This window comes from Methylobacterium sp. P5_C11, assembly GCF_054049775.1.
The window spans coordinates 1-16,466 of the sequence record NZ_JBFULS010000085.1; the positions used below are offsets into that span (position 1 = coordinate 1).

Here is a 16,466-nt window from a genome sequence, read left to right on the forward strand (position 1 = left end):
GCGAGCCGGTCCTGCGCGGCCCGGGCCGCCCGCCGCTCGGCGACGCTGTCGCGGAAGGCGACCGCGGCGGCGGCGATCGCCTGCACCTCGCGGGGGCCGCCGGACGGGACCGCGAGATCGGCTGTCTCCCCGTCCCGGCCGATCGCCGTCAGCACCTGCGCCATCCGGGCGAGGGGCCGGGCGATCGCCGTGCCGATCCAGGCCGCGAGGCCGGCCGACAGGGCGAACAGGGCGAGCCCTCCGGCGACCCAGATGGTCAGCATCCGGTCGGCCTGGGCGCGCACGGCGCCGGCCGCGGCCACGAGGTCTGCGGTGAGCCGGTCCTCCACGCCCTTCAGGGCATCGATCCGCTGGGTGGCGAGACGGAACCAGCCGGGCGCGTCGCGGAAGGCCAGCGCCGTGCCCGGCATCGTCTCCTGGGCGGCCGTGCGCAGGCGCGCGACCTCCCGGGCCGGCTCGGTCGCCTCCGCGGCGTCGAGCAGAGCCCCCTGCCCCGCCGCGGCCCCGGCCCGGAACAGGCCCGCATAGGTCGCCTGATCGGCCGCCAGCGTGGCGAGCCGGCGGGCGCCGGCGAGGTCCAGGCTGCCGGAGGCGAAGGCCGCCGAGGCGGCGGCGCGCTCCTGCCCGGCCGCCTCCTTGAGCGCCAGGAAGGCCGCGTAGGCACTCGCCCGGGCGGCGAGGCCGGCCTCGTCGATCACCCCGCCCATCGCCCGCACGAGGCCAAGCCCCTCGCCGATCAGCCCGGTGTAGAAGCCCGCCGCCTGCGGCGCGCTCGAGCCGAGAGCGTCCACCGCCCGGCGCTGGGCCGCGAGCCCGGCGAGCGCCCGCGTGAAGCCCGCCCCGCGCGCCGCGAAGGCGGGGCCGAAACCCGTGGCGGCCGCCATGGCCTCGGGCAGGCCGGCGAGGGCCGCGTCGGTGCGCCCGCGCTGGGCCGCGAGTTCCGGCCCGAACTGCGCGCCTGCCGCCCCCAGGAACAGGCTGGAGGCGCCGCGCTCGCGCTGGGCCTCGTGCACGAAGGCACTGATCCGCGAGGCGAGGCCGACCAGGCTCTCGACCCGGTCCATCTCGGCGCGCCGCGCCCATTGATCGGAGGCGGCCAGGCCTGCCGCCCCCGCGAAGGCGAGGCAGGGAGCGAGCGCCACCGCCAGGATGCGGGCGCGGAGCGAGGAAAGCACGGGCATCGGAAGATCGGGAACTGTCCGGACGGAAACAATGCACCATCCGGGCAAGATATAAAGATTGAGTTAGAGTCTTCCGAGCCGATGCGGTGCCGCTCTGCTCGATCAGAGGGCAGTCTGTGCCGGTTCTGCCGTCTCGGAGAGCAAGTCAACCAGGTTTTCAGGGCGCGGATAAAAGGCTCTCAAGAGCGCCCGCGCCCTGTCAGGCTGTATTTTACCTTCGAAGGGACTTGGGCCTAGACTTTCCGCGTGATCAGCCCGTCCGCCTCCATTTCGTGCAGCAGGCTGGTGAGCCTGCTCTGGATCACGCCGGTCAGCCGCCGCCGGCCTGCGTCGAACCGCAGGGTCCCCTCCCCAGGCGGTCGAGACCCACGCCTGTCCCGTGCCGTCGATGTCCCGGAGGGCCGCCGCGGCGGCGCAGCCGGGGCTGCGGGCGCCGATATGGCGGCGGGTGCGGGGCATGGCGACGGCGCCGACGGTATCCTGCCCGGCACGATCGTCTGATGCGCGGACTTGCGGCGCGTGAAGACGGGCGGCATCTCCCGGACGGCAAGCCAGAGGAGGCCGCTATGCGCGCCGTCGGATACCGCAAGTCCCTGCCGATCACCGATCCCGAAGCCCTGGTCGATTGCGACCTGCCGCAGCCCGAGCCCGGCCCGCGCGACCTGCTGGTGAAGGTCGAGGCGGTCTCGGTGAACCCTGTCGACACCAAGGTTCGGCGCCGGGCCGAGCCGGAGACCGGCGGCGTCAAGGTGCTGGGCTGGGACGCGGCCGGCACCGTCGTCGCCGCGGGCGCGGAGGTCGAGGGCTTCTCCGAGGGCGACGCCGTGTTCTACGCGGGCGACCTCACCCGGCCGGGGACGAACGCCGCATACCATTGCGTCGACGCCCGCATCGTCGGCCACAAGCCGACATCGCTGGACTGGGCGCAGGCCGCCGCCCTGCCGCTCACCGCGATCACCGCCTGGGAGGCCCTGTTCGACCGTCTCGACACGGACAAGCCGGTCCCGGGCGCCGCCCCGGCGATCCTGATCGTCGGCGGTGCCGGGGGCGTCGGCTCGGTGGCGATCCAGCTCGCCCGGGCGCTCACCGACCTCACCGTGATCGCCACCGCGTCGCGGCCCGAGACGGCGCACTGGTGCCGGGACCTCGGCGCCCACCACGTGGTCGACCATTCCCGGCCCCTCGCCGGCGAAGTGGCGGCCCTGGGCCTCGGCGCGCCGGGTCTGGTCTTCTCCACGACCAACACCGACGCGCACCTCGCCGCGATCGTCGACCTCATCGCCCCCCAGGGCCGCCTCGCCCTGATCGACGATCCGGAGCACCTCGATGTCGGGCTCCTCAAGCGCAAGAGCCTGTCGCTGCACTGGGAGTTCATGTTCACCCGGTCGATGTTCGCCACCGCCGACATCGCCGCCCAGGGCGCGCTCCTCGACGAGATCGCTCGCCTCGTTGACGCGGGCCGCCTGCGCACCACCCTGGGAGAGCATTACGGGCGGATCGATGCCGCGAACCTGCGGCGTGCCCATGCCCTGATCGAGAGCGGGCGGGCCAAGGGCAAGATCGTGCTCGCAGGGTTTTCGGATTGAGGAGGACGCGATGGCGGAGGCAGGGACCGGCATCTTCGACGTGGCGGCGCTGGCGGCGGCCCTGCCCGACAGCGCCCAGACCCTCCTGGTCGACACCTACCTGACCGACCGGGCGGCGGCGAGCGCCCGGGTGTTCCGGGTCTACCGGCCGACCCCGCCGCACTACCACGCCACCTGCGACGAGTACCTGTACTGCCTGTCGGGACGGGGCACGTTCTGGATGGGCGACCCCGCTTCGGTGGCCCCGTTCGGCCCCGGCCAGCTGCTGGTCTTCGAGAAGGGCACGGTCCACGCGATGCCGGAGATCGAGTCCGGCGCGCCGGTGACCTTCCTGTCGATCGACACGCCCCGGCGGGCGCCGACCGACATCGTCTTCGTGAACCCGGAGGACGGCAGCCCCGCGACCTTCCTGGCGCGCAACGCCGAGGCGTGAGCCTCACACCCGCAGGGACCGCCCGGTCGCCGCCACGCCGAGGAGCAGGGCCGCCACGAGCAGGAACGCCGCGGGCAGGCCGAGCGCCTGCGCCACGAATCCGATCAGGGCCGGCCCCGCCAGCACCCCGGCATAGCCCAGCGTCGTCACCGCCGGCACCGCGACGCGCGCGGGGATCGCGGTCTGGCGGCCCGCTGCCGTGAACAGGACCGGGACGATGTTGGCGCAGCCCGCCCCGACCAGGGCGTAGCCGGCGAGCGCCGCCTCCCAGGCCGGAACGACGACCGAGAGCGCCAGCCCGGCCGCCGCCAGCAGGCCGCCGAGGATCACCACGCGCCGCCGGCCGAGCCGGGCCACGACCCGGTCACCGGTCAGCCGACCGGCGGTCATGGTGACCGAGAAGGCCGCGTAGCCGAGGGCCGCCCAGGCCGGGTCGAGCCCGCGCTGCTGGATCAGGAACACCGCGCTCCAGTCGAGGGCCGAGCCCTCGGTGAGGAACACGACGAAGCAGAGCAGGCCCAGAACCAGTACCGGGCCGCGGGGCAGCGCGAAGGCGGGGCCGCCCCCGCCCCGCTCCCCATCCAGGATGCCGGGCCAGGCCGCCGCGAACAGGACCGCGATCCCGCCGGCCAGGATCAGCACGCTCCAGCCCGCGCCGATCCCGCTGGCCAGCAGGCCGCTGGCGAGCAGCGCCCCGAGGATGCAGCCGAGGCTGTAGAGGCCGTGGAAACCCGACATCATCGGCCGCCCGCCGGCGCGCTCCACGACCACCGCCTGCAGGTTCATGACGCAGTCCACCGCCCCCATCCCGGCCCCGAACAGCAGCAGCGCCAGGGTGAGCGGCACGAGCCCCGCGCCCACAGCCAGAACCGGCAGGGCGAGGCCGATCGCCCCCGTCCCGGCGAGCAGGACGGGCCGGTAGCCGAGCCGCTCCGCCGCCGCCCCGGCGCCCGGCATCGCCAGGAGCGAGCCGATGCCGAAGGTGAGGAGCAGCAGCCCGAGCCCCGCCGCGTCGAGGCCGGCGCGCGCCTTCACCAGCGGCACCAGCGGCGCCCAGGTGGCGTTGGCGATGCCGACGATCAGGAACAGGAGCCGCGTGGACAGCCGCCGCTGGGCTGCGGCCCGGTCCTCGGCTGCGCGGAGGGCGGCCGGGTCGGTCAGGTCGAGCGCTGGCATCGGCACCGGTCGGCGGGAAGGGGTCTGAGGGCGGGCCTCGGCGACGTGGGGCCTGGACGCCCGCGGTGCAACACCGGTCCGTCGTCGCGCGCAGCGCAGCCACCGAGGGCGGCGCAACCGCGATCTTTGCGCGATCCGTGCGCGATCCGTGTGGCGCCCCGGGATCGCCTCGCCGCGCGCGCCGGCACGGAAGCCGATCCACGGGTGGTTGTCGTCGTACGCGTTTCGTTCTAGCAAGGGCGGTGCATGACGGGCCTGCGTCCCGCCGGCCCCACCTTGCCGTCGGCCCCCTCGGGCTCGACATGTGTCGGAGCGGCGGCTGGCCCGCGCGCGAATCCGATCCGGACTCCGATCCGACTGCGTCGACGCCTCGAAAGACCGCCGCCCTCATGGCCAAAGCCCAAGCTGGAAGTCGTGCCGCAAGCCGCGCCGGCGCCGCCCAAGCCAGTCCCATCGCCACGCCGAAATCCGCCGCCAAGACGGCTCCGAAGGCGACGGCTCCGAAGGACGAAGCCGCCAAGCCGGCACAGCCCAAGCCGGCCCAGCCCAAGCCGCACCGCGCGAAGGCCGGACAAGCGGCCCGGCCGGAGGAGGCCGCCCGCGACGCCAAGCTGGAGGCCCTGTTCGACGCCGCCCCGACCCCGGCCGAGGACCGGCGGGTCATCACCATCCGCGGCGCCCGGGAGCACAACCTCAAGAACGTCGACCTGACCATCCCCCGGGACAAGCTCGTGGTGTTCACCGGGCTCTCGGGCTCGGGCAAGTCGTCGCTCGCCTTCGATACGATCTACGCCGAGGGGCAGCGCCGCTACGTCGAGTCCCTCTCGGCCTATGCCCGCCAGTTCCTGGAGATGATGYMSAAGCCSGACGTCGACCAGATCGACGGSCTGTCGCCGGCSATCTCSATCGARCAGAARACCACSTCGAAGAACCCCCGCTCCACCGTGGGGACGGTCACCGAGATCTACGACTACATGCGCCTGCTCTGGGCGCGGGTCGGCATCCCCTACTCGCCGGCCACCGGCCTGCCGATCGAGAGCCAGACCGTCCAGCAGATGGTCGACCGCGTGCTGGAACTGCCGGAGAAGACCCGGCTCTACCTGCTGGCGCCCGTGGTCCGCGGCCGCAAGGGTGAGTACCGCAAGGAAATCGCCGAATACCAAAAGAAAGGTTTTCAGCGGCTGCGCGTCAACGGCGAGTACTACGCCATCGACGACGTGCCCAAGATCGACAAGAAGTTCAAGCACGACATCGACGTGGTGGTCGACCGGATCGTGGTCCGGGCCGACATCGCCGCGCGGCTCGCCGATTCCTTCGAGACCGCGCTGGAACTCGCCGACGGCATCAGCGAGATCGTCTTCGCCGACGCCCCCGAGGGGGAGGCGCCCCGGACCATCACCTTCTCGTCGCGCTTCGCCTGCCCGGTCTCGGGCTTCACCATCGCGGAGATCGAGCCGCGGCTGTTCTCGTTCAACAATCCGTTCGGCGCCTGCCCGACCTGCAGCGGCATCGGCCACGAGATGCGGATCGACCCCGAGCTGGTGATCTCGGATCCGGCCCTCAGCCTGAAGCGGGGCGCGGTCGGACCCTGGGCGAAATCGACCTCGCCCTATTACGGCCAGACGCTCGACGCGCTGGCCGAGCAGTTCGGCTTCAAGACCGCCGTCCCCTGGCAGAGCCTGCCGGAGACGGCCCGCGCCATCGTGCTGTACGGCTCGGGCAAGCAGGCGGTCCGCTTCGCCTACGACGACGGGTTGCGCAAGTACACGGTCAACAAGCCCTTCGAGGGCGTGATCCCGAACCTGGAGCGCCGCTACAAGGAGAGCGATTCCGACGCGGTGCGGGAGGAGATCGGGCGTTTCATGAGCGAGACGCCCTGCGCCGCCTGCGGCGGCAAGCGGCTGAAGCCCGAGGCGCTGGCCGTGAAGGTCGCCATGGCCGACATCGCCGACGTGACCGCCCTGTCGGTGAGCGAGGCGCACCGCTGGTTCTCGGAGCTGCCCGAGAGGCTCACGGCCAAGCAGAACGCCATCGCGGTCCGGATCCTCAAGGAGATCCGCGACCGGCTGAGCTTCCTCGTGGATGTCGGCCTCGAATACCTGACGCTCTCCCGCGGCTCGGGCTCGCTCTCGGGGGGCGAGAGCCAGCGCATCCGGCTGGCCTCGCAGATCGGCTCGGGGCTGACCGGCGTGCTCTACGTCCTCGACGAGCCGTCGATCGGCCTGCACCAGCGCGACAACGAGCGGCTGCTCGGCACGCTCAAGCGCCTGCGCGACCTCGGCAACTCGGTGATCGTGGTCGAGCACGACGAGGACGCGATCCTGCAGGCCGACTACGTGGTCGATGTCGGCCCGGGGGCCGGCATCCACGGCGGCGAGATCATCGCGCAGGGCACCCCCGCCGAGGTTCTGGCCAATCCCGCCTCCCTCACGGCCAAGTACCTCACGGGCGCGATGGCAGTCCGCACGCCGACCGCCCGTCGGAAGGCCCGGAAGGGCACGCTCGGGCTATTCGGCGCACGGGGCAACAACCTCAAGGACGTCGAAGTCGAGATCCCGCTGGGCACGTTCACGTGCATCACCGGCGTCTCGGGGGGCGGCAAGTCCACCCTGGTGATCGACACCCTCTACAAGGCCATCGCCAAGAAGCTGAACGGCGCCCTGGAGCACCCGGCTCCCTACGGACGGCTGGAGGGGCTCGAGCATCTCGACAAGGTCATCGACATCGACCAGTCGCCGATCGGGCGCACGCCGCGCTCGAACCCCGCAACCTATATCGGCGCCTTCACGCCGATCCGCGACTGGTTCGCCGGCCTGCCGGAGGCCAAGGCCCGCGGCTACCAGCCGGGGCGCTTCTCGTTCAACGTCAAGGGCGGGCGCTGCGAGGCCTGCTCGGGCGACGGCGTCATCAAGATCGAGATGCACTTCCTGCCGGACGTCTACGTCACCTGCGACGTCTGCAAGGGCAAGCGCTACGACCGCGAGACCCTGGAGGTGAAGTACCGGGGCAAGTCCATCGCCGACGTGCTCGACTCCACCGTCGAGGAGGCGGCCGAGCTGTTCAAGGCGGTGCCGGCGATCCGCGACAAGCTCGAGACCCTCAAGCGGGTCGGCCTGCACTACGTCCATGTCGGCCAGCAGGCCACGACCCTGTCGGGGGGCGAGGCGCAGCGGGTGAAGCTCTCCAAGGAGCTGTCGAAGCGCGCCACCGGGCGCACCCTCTACATCCTCGACGAGCCGACCACCGGCCTGCACTTCCACGACGTCGCCAAGCTCATGGAGGTGCTCCACGAACTGGTCGACCAGGGCAACACCGTGGTGGTGATCGAGCACAATCTCGAGGTGATCAAGACCGCCGACTGGGTGATCGACATGGGTCCCGAGGGCGGCGACGGCGGCGGCCGGGTGGTGGCGCAGGGCACGCCGGAGGAGATCGCCCGCTCCAAGGCCAGCCATACCGGCCGGTTCCTGCGCGAGGTGCTGGAGCGGCGGCCTGCCGCGCCGCCGCGCCGGAGCCGCGCCGCCGAGTAGCGACCCGGCCCGGATCGGCGGCCGGCTTCACGCGCCGGGTCCCGGAACCGGCCGGCTGGACCCCGCGCGAATCCGGTCGCCCGGACAGAGGCGGCGCGAATCCACCGGCACCGAGGCGGCAGTTTCTGCCGGGTGCCGTCCGGAACGCGCCGGCGCGGGCGGTGATTCGAGCCGCGCGGCCCCGGACCGTACCGGTTGCGGGCTGGTCCGGAGCCGGATCCCGGCCCGCACGTCCGGACCGCGGACCTGCCCGATCAACCCCGGGAGCTTGCCGGATTCTCCCATGATCCGGCGCGACAACAGCTTGACCATTCAACGATATTTTGCCGGGCACCCCGTTTGGCCGATGCCTGGGGACAGTGTTGCATCGCCGCAAAAATGCGGCTTTTGCGCAACGGTTCAGCCGGTTGTGGCGTTTCGGCGAGCATTCCACTGTCTTTCCGCAGGTCTCTGTAGAATAGTCGCAGACGTTGAGACGGGCAGGCTCCGTGGGGGCGCTCGGTAGGTCCAAAGCCGGCAGCCGCGATAGGCGAGCAGACCGGCAGGGAAGTGCCGAATGCGGGACGGAAGCCGTGTGACCTTGGGAAGGAATGAGAAAATGATGAAGAACTGGCTCGCGGCCGGCACGGTCGCGCTCACGGTCGGCATGACCTCGACGATCGCGCAGGCGCAGACCACGACGGTTCCGGGCGAGCAGGTCGGCCTCGCGGTCGGTGCGCCGCTGCCGGAAGGCCTCTACGCGATCAACACGTTCACCTACCGCCGCACCGACGGCCGGAACGATCCCGACACGGCCGTCAACATCCCGGTCCTGGTCTGGTCGACTCCGTTCGTGCCGTTCGGCGGCCGCGTCGAGCTGCTCGTGGCGCCCCCGACCGTGTTTGCCTTCACTCGCAACCCGGCGGGCGTGCGCAACAAGGACATCTCGATCAACGTCGGCACCTTCGTCGGCGGCATCTGGGCCTTCGACCTCGGCAGCAACTTCGGCGTCAGCTTGCTCGGCGGCGCCTACCTGAACGACCTGAACGGCGACCGCGGCTCGATCATCACCGCCAACGGCACGACGGCCACCCCGGTGCTGCCGCAGCTCTCCTCCAACACCTACCGCTTCGGCGTCGCCGGCAGCTACACGGGTGACGGCTGGAACCTGACCGCCAACCTGACCGCCAACATCTACGACTCGCCCGGCCGCTTCCCCGGTCAGGTCGGCGCCGCCATCGGCCCGATCCGCCTGTCGGACTCGCTGAACTTCGACCTCACGGCGACGAAGAAGTTCGGCAACTTCGAGATCGGTCCGATCGCCTACGGCACCTACAACTTCGACATCAGCCAGGCCAGCGCGGCGGCCGGCAACCGCGGCCGGTTCGCCATCGGTGGCCTCATCGGCTACGACTTCAAGATCTTCACCGTCCAGGCCTACGTCGCCCGCGACGTCGTGACCGGTGCGCAGTACGCCAACGCGTTCGGCCGCACCCGCAGCGACTACTCCACGGACGGCTGGATCCGGTTCATCGTTCCGCTGTACTCGCCGGCTCCGGCCGCCTCGCCGATCCCGGCGCCGCTGGTCCGCAAGTACTGAGACCCTCCCGAGACACCGGGCTCCCCGCCGCCGCGCGGCCGGGGCGCCCGGATCTCCGACAGGCCGTCCTCCGGGACGGCGCACCGCCCGGCCTCCGCCGGGCGGTTTTTTTTGCGTGCGCGGCCCGCCCCGCGCCGGCCGAGCCATCCGCCGCAACGGGCCGCGGGTGACGCGGACAGCGCGGACATCCTATGGTGTGCCGATGGTGCGGCTCCGGTGCCGGCCGGAGCGCAGGCGGACGAGCCGAAGGATTGTCATGGCGACGCAGGGCGAGTGGAAGATCCCCGCGCAGGCCCAGCCCAGGCCTGCCGATTACGGCTACGACCTCGACCGGGCGCTCTCCGCCGTGCTGGCCTTGTCGGCGCGGGTGCCGGAGAGCGCCTTCACGGCCGAGACCCTCGGCACCGAACGCGCCGGCAACGGCGTGGTGATCCGCGAGGACGGGCTGGTGCTCACGATCGGCTACCTCGTCACCGAGGCCGAGAGCGTCTGGCTCACCACCCGGGACGGACGCTCGGTGCCCGGCCACGTCCTCGGCTTCGATGCCGCCACCGGCTTCGGCCTGGTCCAGGCGCTGGGCAGCCTCGGCGTGCCGGCCCTCCCGATCGGCCGCTCGGCCGGGCTGAAGACCGGCGACCGGGCAGTGCTGGCGGGGGCGGGCGGGCGCCAGCGCTGCGTCGCCGTCGAGGTCGTGGCCCGGCAGGAATTCGCCGGCTACTGGGAATACGTCCTCGACGAGGCGCTGTTCACCGCCCCCGCGCATCCGCACTGGGGCGGCACCGCGCTGATCGGTTCCCAGGGGGAACTCCTCGGCGTCGGCTCGCTGCAGCTGCAGCAGGGCGGAGCCGTCGGGGCGCGGCCGATCAACATGGTGGTGCCTATCGACCTGCTGACGCCGATCCTCGACGACCTCGCCACCCGCGGGCGGGCCGATCGGCCGCCGCGTCCGTGGCTCGGCCTCTACGCCACCGAGAGCGAGGAGGGCATCGTCGTGATGGGCTTGGCCGATAACGGGCCGGCCGAGACCGGCGGGCTCCAGGCCGGCGACGTGATCGAGGCGGTGGCCGGCGAGCCCGTGGCCGATCTCGCCGCCCTGTTCCGCAGCGTCTGGGCGCTGGGGGAGGCCGGGGTGCGGGTGCCCCTGACGGTCCGCCGCGAGGGGCGCGGCGTGAAGCTCGCCCTCGTCTCCGGGGATCGGGAGCGATTCCTGCGCACGCCGTCGCTGCACTGAAGGGGGAGCCCGACCGGGCCGTCGCCGGCCTGCACGGGGACGCAACCCGCGCCCGGAACGCGGCGATGCCGCCCCGGGCCTGCACCGGTCACAACCTACGGCTCAGCGACGGTTCAGGTTGCGGGACCGAATCTCCGATGGCCGGCGCTCGATCCGCCGGAAGCGTTGAGGAGATGCAATCATGACGATTCTGAGCGCACCGCGCGCGAAGGCGCTCGTGATGGCCGCCGCGATCGCCGGCGGCCTCGGGCTCGCCGGTTCCGCCGAGGCGGCCGGGGGCTGCGGCCCCGGCTTCCATCCCAATCCCTGGGGCATCTGCCGGCCGAACTGGGGTCCCCGGCCCTACGGGTACTGGAGACGGCCGGTCTATTACGGGGGCTACGGTGGCTATTACCGGCCGCGGCCGGTCTATCGGCCCTACGGCTTCTACGGCCCCCGCCCCTTCTACTGAGACGCGGATCCCGGCGATCCCGACGAGGCACGGCGTTCCGCCGACTGGCGGGGCGCCCTGCGCGTCCGCACACGGTGTTGCGGATGGGCCGCATGCGCACAAAGAATGACCATCCGGAAACCTTGCCGGTTTCCTAAGCCGGTTATGCAATTTCCGCAGGTCTGATGCTTGACCTTGCGCCTCCTGTTGCGCTGCGGCGGGCTTATATGTGCGTTGCACCAACAAGAGGCAGCGATGCGCATTGGAGCGCCATCGTCTGCCCGAGCAGAGGTCACAGCACACCATGTCCGCCGCCCGTAGCGTCCTGAGCCGCGTCCGCGCCTATCTCCGGTACCGCGACACCGTTTCCCAGTTGTCCCGCCTGTCAGACCGCGACCTTGCCGATCTCGGCATCAACCGCAGCGAGATCCGCGGCGTCGCCCGCCTCTGATACCGGCGCGCGTGACGACATCGCGAAGGACCGTCGGCCCGTTGATCCGGACGGCGGTCCTTCGCTATTTTCGGGCATGACACAGACCATCCATATCGTCGGCGGCGGCCTCGCCGGATCCGAGGCCGCCTGGCAGGTGGCCGAAGCGGGGCATCGCGCGGTCATCCACGAGATGCGCCCGGTGCGCGGCACCGAGGCCCATCAGACGGACGGGCTCGCCGAACTCGTCTGCTCGAACTCCTTCCGGTCGGACGACCCGGAGGGCAACGCCGTCGGGCTGCTGCACCAGGAGATGCGCAGCTTGAGCTCGCTGATCATGCGGTCGGCCGACGCCAATCAGGTGCCGGCCGGCGGGGCGCTGGCGGTCGACCGGGAGGGCTTCTCCGCGGCGGTGACCCGGACCCTGGAGCAGCACCCCAACGTCACCCTCGTCCGCGGGGAGGTCGAGGGGCTGCCGCCGGAGGACTGGGGGGCCTGCATCGTCGCCACCGGCCCGCTCACTGCGCCCGCCCTCGCCGAGGGGATCCGGGCGCTCACCGGCGCCGAATCCCTCGCCTTCTTCGACGCCATCGCGCCGATCGTCCACCGCGACTCGATCGACATGGACGTGGCGTGGTTCCAGTCCCGCTACGACAAGCCCGGGCCGGGCGGGACCGGGGCCGATTACCTCAACTGCCCGATGACCCGTGAGCAGTACGACACCTTCGTCGCGGCCCTCGTGCAGGGCGAAAAAATCGGGTTCAAGCAGTGGGAGGGCACGCCGTACTTCGACGGCTGCCTGCCCATCGAGGTGATGGCCGAGCGCGGCCCCGAGACCCTGCGGCACGGCCCGATGAAGCCCGTGGGCCTCACCAACCCGCGCGACCCGCTGGTCAAGGCCTGCGCGATCGTCCAGCTGCGCCAGGACAACGCGCTGGGCACCCTTTACAACATGGTCGGCTTCCAGACGAAGCTGACCTATGCCGAGCAGGTCCGGATCTTCCGCACGATCCCCGGCCTGGAGCGGGCCGAGTTCGCCCGCCTCGGCGGCCTGCATCGCAACACCTATCTCGACAGTCCGCGTCTGCTGGACGCCACCCTTCGGCTGAAGGCCCGTCCCGCCTTACGCTTCGCAGGCCAGATCACCGGCTGCGAGGGCTATGTCGAGAGCGCCGCGGTCGGGCTGATGGCCGGCCGCTTCGCCGTCGCGGAGGCGGCCGGTCGCCCCCTCGCCCCTTTGCCCCAGAGCACGGCGCTCGGGGCGCTCATCGCCCACATCACCGGCGGCCATATCACCAGCGACCCTTCGGCGGCGGACGGGGAGGCCAACGCCCCGCGCTCGTTCCAGCCGATGAACGTCAATTTCGGCCTGTTCCCGCCCCTCGCGCAGGCGCCCCGCAACGAGACCGGCCGCCGCCTCCGCGGGCCGGAAAAGGCCGCCCTGAAGAAGCGCGCGCTGACCGACCGGGCGCGGGCCGACCTCGCGGCCTGGATGGCGGGCGCGCAGGGCGGCGCCTGGAGACCCGCGGCGGCGGAATAGGCCGCCGCACGGGGCTTGCAGGGTCCACGCCTCCACCATCCGGGCTCATCATGACCGCGATCGACACCCAAGCCTTCCTGGCCGACCTGTACGCCCTGCGCGAGATCGGCCGGTTCCGAACCGGCGTCCACCGTCCGACCTTCTCGGCCGCGGACATGGAATCCCGCCGCTGGCTGATGGCCCGGCTCGAGGAATGCGGGCTGGAGGCCTCCATCGACGGCGTCGGCAACGTCCTGGGGCGTCACCGCGGCCCCGGCCCGCACCTGCTGGTCGGCAGCCATATCGAGACCCAGAACGAGGCGGGCTGGCTCGACGGGGCGCTCGGCGTCGTGGCCGGGGTGGCGCTGGCCCGGGCCGGGCTGCCCGTCGACGTCGTCGCCTTCGCGGACGAGGAGGGGCATTTCTCCGGCGGCTTCCTGGGCAGCCGCTCGGCGATCGGCGACCTGACCGAGGCCGAGATCGACGAAGCCCGCAACCGCACCGACGGCACGCCCCTGCGCGCGGCGCTCGCGACCGCCGGCCTCGCCGGCCTGCCCCGCATGCGGCTCGATCCGGACCGCTACCGCGGCTTCCTGGAGATGCATATCGAGCAGGGCACGCAGCTCGAATCCGCCGGCCTGCACCTCGGCGTGGTGAGCGGCATCGTGGCGATCTGGCAGTTCCGGATCGTGTTCGAGGGCAACCAAGACCATGCCGGCGGCACCACCATGGCTGAGCGGCGCGACGCGGGCCTCTCGGCCGTGCGGCTGCTCGCGGCGATCGACCGGGCGTTTCCGACGGTCTGCGGCCCGCGCAGCACCTGGACCACGGGGCGGATCACCCTGGATCCCGGCGGCTTCAGCATCATCCCGGGCCGCGCCGAGGTGTTCTTCCAGTTCCGCGACGTGGCGATCCCGGTGCTGGAGCGGATGGAGGCCTGCCTGGAGGCCCTGGTGCGGGAATCGAACCGGCGCGAGCGCTGCACCGCCACGCTGACGGCCCTGGCGAAGGCGGTCCCCGCCCCCTGCGACCCGACCCTGATGCGCGCCCTCTCGGAGGCCGCCGAGAGCCTCTGCCCCGGCCACTGGCAGGTGATGCCCTCGGGCGCCGGCCACGACGCCCAGAACGTCGCCCGGATCCTGCCGGCCGCGATGCTGTTCGTGCCCTCGATCGGCGGCATCAGCCACCACTGGGCGGAGGACACCTCCGACGCCGACCTGGCCCTCGGGGTGCGGGCGCTCGGGGATGCCGCGGCGCGGGTGCTGGCGGGGTGAGCCGGCGTCGGTGGCCGCGGCGCGCCCCGGGTCTCAGGCGCCGGGTATCAGCGACTGGATCGGGATCAGCTCCGGCCTGTATTCCTGCATGCCGCCGGCGATCCGCTCCTCGACGGCGTCGAGGAAGCGTTCCGGATCGGTGATCGAGCACTGGCGCAGGTCCCAAAAGGCGTAGCGCCACCACTGTACCTTCAGATAGCGCTCGATCAGCGTGTCGGGAAAGCGCATTTTCACGATCCGTGCCGGGCTGCCGGCCACGATCGCGTAGGGCGGCACGTCCTTGGTCACCACCGCCATGGCGCCGATGACCGCCCCGTCGCCGATCGTGATGTCGGGCATCAGGAAGGCGCCGTGGCCGATATAGACGTCGTTGCCGATGCGCACGCGCTTGGGCCAGAGATACGGGCCGCAGATCTCGTAATCCTCCGCCCGCGGGTCGAGGCGGTCGAACACGGCCGAATGGTGCGTGTAGAACAGGGGCGAGGTCGAGCCGCACTGGACCGGGTGGCTGCCGCGGCCGACCTGCACGCTCTCGCCGATCGAGCAGTAGCGGGCGATGTCGGCGCCGAAATAGTAGCCGCTCACCGCGTACGAGAACGCCCCCATGGTGAGGCAGTAATCGACGCCCATCCACTTGATGCTGCAGGGTGGCTCGAAGGTGCAATCCTCCGGCAGGCCGAAGGGCGCCGGGTGCAGCACCGAGATGCCGCGCTGAAGCATGGCCTGCTTCATGTCCTCGTTGACGGAGATCATGCGGCGTCCTCGTCGCTGGGGCTTTCGGTCCCGGCCGGCACCGGGTTCAGGCCGTAATAGTCGCGCATCAGGTTCCCGTATTCGGCAGCCCGGATGGGTCCGGCGAGCCGGCCCCCGGCCGAGATGTCGAGGGCGAGCAGCCGGTCGTTGAAGGCGGCCGGGTCGGTGGCCAGCGCGCAGGGCATCCGGTGGCCGTTGGCGTAGGCCCGCAGCCGCTCGCCCGGGGCGCCGAGATCGAAGGCCGCCACCGGCAGGCCGGTGCGCAGCGCCAGGGTCAGGGCGTACGAGTAGGTCTCCGGCCAGATCGCCGGCAGCAGCACCATGTCGGCCGAGAGCCGCCAGACGAGGTCCAGCGCCTCGTGGTCGCCGTGATACCGCCCGGTCTGGGTGACGCCGACGCCCTCGAGGCCGATGGCAAGCGCCGGGTCGGAGTAGCCCACGATCGAGAATTTCAGCGGCAGATCCCGATCCTGCGCGTCGGTGGCCAGGGCCTGCAGAAACAGGCCGCCCTTCGTGGCGCTGATCGCTCCCAGCACCGCGACGCGGCGGACGCGGCCGGGCCGCTGCAGCGCGGTCGCGCGCACCGCCCGCTCCGGCTCCGGATGCGGCCGCACCGTGACCGCGAGATCCGGGTACACCGCCCGGATCCGGGCCGCCGTGTCGGCGGACGGCGCGAACACCCGCGCCGCGCCGGAGAGGAACGCCCCGAACGCCGCCCGCCGTTCCCCCGGATCGGGCTCCTCGAACCCGTCCGCATCCGACGCGAGACACGCCCGGCACTCGGAGACCGGCGCCAGGCCGCAATAGCGCCCGTCGGGCTGGACGAGATGGTTGCGGTGGCAGACCGGCGAGTAGTCGTGCAGCGTCCAGGCGTAGGGCCGGCCCGACCCCGCCACCAGGTCCATCAGCGCCCGCGCCGCCGCCCAGCGCAACCCCGCCAGGGAGTGCACGTGGATCAGCACCGGCGCCAGCTGCGCGACGAACCCGGCGAGTTCGTCCGCGTCGCGCGGCAGGTACAGGCTGTCGAGGTTGGGCAGGTACAGGAACTCGGGGCTGCGGTAGGAGACGTGGACCTCCAGGTTGCGGGTCCGGTCGATCTGCAGCAGCACGACGCTCAGGCCCTCGGCCCGGGCCTGGGCGATCATGTCGTCGATGTGCCGCTGGATGCCCCCGCCCCAGGAATGGGTCACGTACAGGAGCGCCCGCCCCGAGAAGTGCCGGGCCAGCCGCGCCCGGTCGAGCCGCCCGCGCCCGCGCCGGCCGGGATCGGCCTGGACGAACTGGCCGACCCGGGCCGGGTAGTCCGGGTGCTTGGCGAGCAGCGCCGCCTGGCCCTGGACGTAC

General features: G+C 72.0%; 13 protein-coding genes. 9 read left to right on the top strand and 4 right to left on the bottom strand.

Annotated elements, in window-relative coordinates; genetic code table 11:
- Positions 1–1,181: nitrate- and nitrite sensing domain-containing protein (locus ACXJKQ_RS26430; protein WP_457108646.1), on the bottom strand; the 1,181-nt coding region annotated here is incomplete at its 3' end.
- A 566-nt stretch (positions 1,182–1,747) separates the two neighbouring features.
- On the opposite strand from ACXJKQ_RS26430, the gene ACXJKQ_RS26435 reads away from it, so the two are divergent.
- Positions 1,748–2,767, top strand: coding sequence for a zinc-binding alcohol dehydrogenase family protein (locus ACXJKQ_RS26435; protein ID WP_457108647.1), 1,020 nt, complete (start codon positions 1,748–1,750; stop codon positions 2,765–2,767).
- A gap of 10 nt (positions 2,768–2,777) precedes the next feature.
- Positions 2,778–3,200 (top strand): cupin domain-containing protein, encoded by a 423-nt coding sequence (locus ACXJKQ_RS26440; protein WP_457108648.1) that lies wholly within the window; start codon positions 2,778–2,780, stop codon positions 3,198–3,200.
- A 3-nt stretch (positions 3,201–3,203) separates the two neighbouring features.
- On the opposite strand, the gene ACXJKQ_RS26445 is transcribed toward ACXJKQ_RS26440, so the two are convergent.
- Positions 3,204–4,376 (bottom strand): MFS transporter, encoded by a 1,173-nt coding sequence (locus ACXJKQ_RS26445; protein ID WP_457108649.1) that lies wholly within the window; start codon positions 4,374–4,376, stop codon positions 3,204–3,206.
- Positions 4,377–4,765: 389 nt separating this feature from the next.
- On the opposite strand from ACXJKQ_RS26445, the gene uvrA reads away from it, so the two are divergent.
- The 7 genes from uvrA to ACXJKQ_RS26480 all read left to right on the top strand — a co-directional run bounded on the left by uvrA (position 4,766) and on the right by ACXJKQ_RS26480 (position 14,369).
- The gene (gene uvrA / locus ACXJKQ_RS26450; protein WP_457108650.1) at positions 4,766–7,906 is read left to right on the top strand and encodes an excinuclease ABC subunit UvrA; all 3,141 of its coding nucleotides are present in this window, start codon (positions 4,766–4,768) and stop codon (positions 7,904–7,906) included.
- 598 nt (positions 7,907–8,504) lie between these two features.
- Complete coding sequence (locus tag ACXJKQ_RS26455) at positions 8,505–9,485, top strand: transporter (protein ID WP_457108651.1); 981 nt, start codon at positions 8,505–8,507, stop codon at positions 9,483–9,485.
- Positions 9,486–9,741: 256 nt separating this feature from the next.
- Complete coding sequence (locus tag ACXJKQ_RS26460; RefSeq protein ID WP_457108652.1) at positions 9,742–10,716, top strand: S1C family serine protease; 975 nt, start codon at positions 9,742–9,744, stop codon at positions 10,714–10,716.
- A gap of 181 nt (positions 10,717–10,897) precedes the next feature.
- Entirely contained in the window at positions 10,898–11,167 is a 270-nt protein-coding gene (locus ACXJKQ_RS26465; RefSeq protein WP_457108653.1) for a GCG_CRPN prefix-to-repeats domain-containing protein, read from the top strand.
- Positions 11,168–11,450: 283 nt separating this feature from the next.
- On the top strand, positions 11,451–11,597 hold the full coding sequence (locus ACXJKQ_RS26470; RefSeq protein WP_457108654.1) for a DUF1127 domain-containing protein: 147 nt from the start codon (positions 11,451–11,453) through the stop codon (positions 11,595–11,597).
- A 76-nt stretch (positions 11,598–11,673) separates the two neighbouring features.
- Entirely contained in the window at positions 11,674–13,116 is a 1,443-nt protein-coding gene (gene trmFO / locus ACXJKQ_RS26475) for a methylenetetrahydrofolate--tRNA-(uracil(54)-C(5))-methyltransferase (FADH(2)-oxidizing) TrmFO (protein WP_457108655.1), read from the top strand.
- Between the two features lie 50 nt (positions 13,117–13,166).
- Entirely contained in the window at positions 13,167–14,369 is a 1,203-nt protein-coding gene (locus ACXJKQ_RS26480; protein WP_457108656.1) for a hydantoinase/carbamoylase family amidase, read from the top strand.
- Between the two features lie 33 nt (positions 14,370–14,402).
- Here the strand turns inward: ACXJKQ_RS26480 and ACXJKQ_RS26485 are convergent, their stop codons facing one another.
- Entirely contained in the window at positions 14,403–15,122 is a 720-nt protein-coding gene (locus ACXJKQ_RS26485) for a CatB-related O-acetyltransferase (RefSeq protein ID WP_457108657.1), read from the bottom strand.
- On the bottom strand, positions 15,119–16,466 hold a 1,348-nt coding region (locus ACXJKQ_RS26490; protein ID WP_457108658.1), incomplete at its 5' end, for a glycosyltransferase. The genes ACXJKQ_RS26485 and ACXJKQ_RS26490, both read right to left, overlap by 4 nt.